This is a genomic window from Methanomassiliicoccales archaeon, assembly GCA_014361295.1.
Lineage (GTDB): Archaea > Thermoplasmatota > Thermoplasmata > Methanomassiliicoccales > JACIVX01 > JACIVX01.
In genome coordinates, this window is the sequence record JACIVX010000030.1 from 1 (window position 1) to 4,503 (window position 4,503).

The 4,503-nt window shown below is 45.4% G+C and carries 3 protein-coding genes and 1 pseudogene; all 4 read left to right on the forward strand.

Going from position 1 to position 4,503, the window contains the following annotated elements; all coding sequences use genetic code 11:
* The first annotated feature begins 569 nt into the window (after window positions 1–569).
* The 4 genes and pseudogenes from H5T41_10675 to H5T41_10690 all read left to right on the forward strand — a co-directional run bounded on the left by H5T41_10675 (window position 570) and on the right by H5T41_10690 (window position 4,119).
* Window positions 570–776, forward strand: coding sequence for a hypothetical protein (locus H5T41_10675; protein MBC7109224.1), 207 nt, complete (start codon window positions 570–572; stop codon window positions 774–776).
* Window positions 777–878: 102 nt separating this feature from the next.
* Window positions 879–3,284 carry a hypothetical protein gene (locus H5T41_10680; protein MBC7109225.1) on the forward strand — a complete coding sequence of 802 codons (2,406 nt, stop codon included), beginning with the start codon at window positions 879–881 and terminating at the stop codon, window positions 3,282–3,284.
* A gap of 6 nt (window positions 3,285–3,290) precedes the next feature.
* Window positions 3,291–3,692 carry a hypothetical protein gene (locus H5T41_10685; protein MBC7109226.1) on the forward strand — a complete coding sequence of 134 codons (402 nt, stop codon included), beginning with the start codon at window positions 3,291–3,293 and terminating at the stop codon, window positions 3,690–3,692.
* A gap of 11 nt (window positions 3,693–3,703) precedes the next feature.
* Window positions 3,704–4,119, forward strand: a pseudogene (locus H5T41_10690) (hypothetical protein).
* Window positions 4,120–4,503: the final 384 nt, after the last annotated feature.

Here is a 4,503-nt window from a genome sequence, read left to right on the forward strand (position 1 = left end):
AAGGTTCCGGTTCGACAGGAAGAATTATTACATTTATTGTCAGCGTTGTGGGGTTGTTTTATCAGCCCTGTACCCGTATAGTGCTGGTTTGCGGTTGTATCTGCCATGGGGGATACTATGAACAAGTCTATGATCCTGTGGGTTGACAGGCCATAATCCCACCTGTACCCACATATATCCACATGTACCCACCTGTATCCCACTGGTGGGTGGGTGTGGGAAAGCCTTTTTAACTCTTTTTATGGTTTTACGGTTTTGCAGAAAATCGCATTCCCTGTAAGATAATATAAGAAAAAATAATACATGTTTTTACGGTCTGGGCTAAGTTTTAATAGCAAGAACAACAAGAAATAGTTATGAAAAAGCATGTTGTTGAGTGGGGTGGAAATACCGCACACCAAAACCCCACCAACACAGTCACCCTGCAGAAAATGTAGGGGTACATTGCAGAATGGTACCCTGCATAGGGTTGTAAAGCCCTGGCTTATTCTATGACTAATAGGGCATATAAAATTTGTTAATCTCCTCGGTTCTGCAGGGTGACACCAAAAACAAAAGGGGTGATCACCTTGGATAAAAAGGCGATAACAGTCGAGATAGGTATAGAGGAATACTTGAAACTGCAGGATTTAAGGGTTGAATCCCTCAAGACTGGTAGGTTTGTGTCTGTTGGGTGTGTCATGAGGGATGCCCTTAAACACTACCTGCAGGAGGTTGACCTGAGAGAGAAATACCTCCAGCAGGCAGAGGACAATAAGAAGGAGTTGATAAGATGAGTGGCAACCACAACCACCCACCCCACAGAACCACCCCTATAGAGGTGAACTACGATCCACCAAAGGAGGTGAACTACGATCCACCAAAGGAGGTGAACTACAATGAATAGTATGTCAAAGAAGGAATATAAACATTTTGAGCGATCAATAACCCTACACATTAAACACGCTGATTTTGAATTAATAGGCCAGAAATACAGGGACAGAGACCTCTACGAGTACCTGTTCATCAAGAAGAGTAAACCAATCCACACAGCCACAGGTAAAACCAGCAACCTCTACGAGATCATATCAGAGGATAAAGACCCTGATGAAGCCCTCAAAATCATAGGGGACACATTCACAGAGGATGATATAAACATCCTCCTCAGGGGAGGGTTCCATGATGATAACAAGACCCCTGAGGGTGTCCTCGAGTTAATCCAGCACATCCTCCTCGCAGGTGAGATGCTCCACCCAGGAGGGGATGCTATTGAACCCCAATCATTCAAGGACTACCCTGAGAAGATACAAGCCTACGCTGACCAGTTAATCAATGATGACAGCATCGACATCCTCGAATCCATCACCAGAGTCATAGGGGAGGCTCATTATGGTGATGAGAAGGCCGTGAAATTACTCCTATTATCCATCGGCACCCTATTCCTCAGGGACACCCCACCAGTCCACCAGGCACTGAGGGGCTCCACAGGTTCAGGTAAAACAGACCTTGTATTGAAGACAGTACTCGCAGTCCCTGAGAGGTATGTGCACATCCTCAGATCAGCATCACCTAAATACTTATTCTACGCATCAGAGACTGGCATCCTCCGTGAAGACTACAATATCTTCGTATTTGATGATATTGAGTTGAATGATGAGATCATAGCGATCTCCAAGACCATCACAGATAACATCCTCCCAGAGAAGGAACACCACACCGTGAAGGATCAGGAGGCCCTGAAACTGGAGATCCCAGGGGAGGGCTTGGCGATATTCACAAGGGCGAGGGACATCCATGATAATGAACTCAATGACAGGCTACTCTACAATAACCCAGTGGAGGATGAGGATCACAGCAGATTTGTGAAGGAGAAGATCAAAGAGGAGGCTATCTCAGGGTCAGTGATGGATGATAAGAGGATCATGGAGGCCTACGAGGTCATCAGGGCAGTCTATGAGCGATTGATAGAGGATGATGTCAGGGTTTACAACCCCTACCTCCACCTACTCGACCTGCGAGGGTATAGTAACAGGGACATCAAGCACATAGTTGGACTTGTGAAGGCCGTGACATGGTACAGGCAACATAAGAGGAGGAGGGAGGGGAGTTATGTCCGTGAAAATGGCCATGACATTATCATCGGCACTGAGGATGACCTGAGGGATGCATTGGAGTTGTGGATGTCCATAGACACCCTCCAAAGGTATAAGTTGGACAGGAAACAGGAGAAATTCCTCAAATCCCTACCAGAATACTCTGATGAGTTATATAAACAGCATACTGGTTCAATCTTTGAGGATGCTCCTGAACTTCCAACTTATAGGGGTCTCGCTGAGAGGCTTGGGTTGAGTAAATCAACAATATATCGGTGGGTTAAGGGGAGGCATGACAAAGACAGAGACATCGAGGGCTTAGAGGATAAGGGTCTTGTTACTATCAAGCCATTGGAACCTGAGAATCCTAAATCACCATCACTGATATACCTCACCCCAGGTATTGTTGGGAAACACCTCCAACTCAAAAATGGTGGAGAACCCTCAGAATCTGAATTTACCCTGTTCCCCAGTGTTGACCAAGGCTTGGGAACAGTGGAGAATACTCGGATTTGGAAAAAAACCATATTCCATAGTATGTTCTTAGGTGTTTCCCAAATTCAAAGTAACATACAGGACAATTTAATACAAGAATGGCTTGATAATAATACTAATCCCATGGAGACACATGAGGATGTTGTTGAATTCATTGTCGATGTCAGGGTCTTCATCCATGACAACCTGCAGACACCCTCTGATGTGACCTGCAACCCAGTGTATACCATACTGGGAAATGGGAAACACCCCCTGGAAACAGGTGGAGAATCCTCCAATCACGGAGATAAGCATGATTTGGTGTTGACCAGGGCCGGGTCAATAGTGGGGAATAGGGTAAACAGTGAAAATAATGGCTCTAAGGCCTCCAATGAAATGACATGTTTCCACAAAAAAAATTATTACTCTGGTGTGGGTGGTGATCTGCGGGATGAGTACATGGATGCAATGGCACGGGGTGATGACTCGAGGATAGGTGAACTTGAGGCGAGGATCCCACCAGACACACCAGAGAACCTTGAGGAGAGGAGGATCACCCTGAAAAAGAAACTCGAGGACAAGAGTATCAGTGCCGGGGAGAAGCTGGAACTCCTTGAGGAACTGGGAGGGGTGCTCTCAACTCTAATGAGGAAACCAGTGGGTAAGGAGAAGATTGTCGAGTATGCGAAGGAATTGGGTGATGTTCGGCGGGAGATAGAGGATATGCAGGGTGGGTGATCCATTATGCCCCTCTCCTTAGCAACTTCAAACCGTGTCCCTGAGGGTTGGAGGGATCTGATCATATCGGCTATGAGTAACCTCGCACCCCTCGGGAGGGATCCGAATACAAAGGAATTCACAGATGAAATCCACCACCTCTCGGGGGAAGATATGGGGACTGTGATGGAAATCCTGGGGATTGCATTGGCTGAGGGTTTCCTGGAATACGATGATCATTACAGGCTCATCCTCGGCCCTGCAGGTGAGGAGTATGTTCAGTTGGCATCACAGGTTAAGGTTGAGGAGACAAGGAGACTGACACTTCGAAGGGCCCTCAAGAGATTCAAGGATAAAAGGAGGGCCTGCAGGTACCTGTCCCTTGGGGATAAGGCCCTTTATGATTACTATTACTATGGTGGCCTGTGAATTATAATTCAATGTCCTTGTTGGGTGGAATGTGGAAGTCAACAAAACCCTCAAGATCCAAATCACCAAAGCCTTCAAGTAACCCCTTAAGGTCTTCAGGTTTGAACTCTGGGATGTCATCAAGGTTAAACTCTAAGAGTTCCTTAAGGTCGGGGCATTCAAGGTCATCAAATACTGGGAGGTCTTCAAGGCAAAAGTCTATTAGTGGTTCATTAGGGTCAAATCCTATTAGTTCTTCCAGGTTGAACTCTAAAACCCTGTTATCATCAATCTTCATGTGTAAATATCTATATCCTCCATGGATTAATAATTTTGGGAATTTTGGGAGGGTTGAACCATCACACCTGATAGAAAAAGATAGAAAAAAATCTAAAAAAATCAAAATAAAATCCACCCTGGGACTGGGTTCCCCCATCAAGTCCTGTAACATCAAAGAAATACAAAAAAATACAAAGAAATACAAAAAAATACAAAGAAATACAAAAAAATACAAAAAATTTTGGGGTGGCAGGGTGGAGTAAAACTGTAGTGTGATGATAGTGATTCCATGCAGGGTGAGTGTCATCCCCATCATCAGGTGCCCTGGGGCCTGCAGGGGGCTGTGATGGTGGCTTGTTCCATGGTGGAGTAGGGGTGGAGTGGACTGTAGTCGGGTTTAGTTGCTGTGTAGTCTATTCTTGTTGTGGTGCTGTTTTGTCTCCTGCAGTGTAGGTTGCAGGGATCGTATATTACACCTATTTTTACAATTTTTTCAGGGTCTACATGTATATGGGGTTGTGTTTTTCTGTGGTTTTGTGTGTGTTTCTGTGGT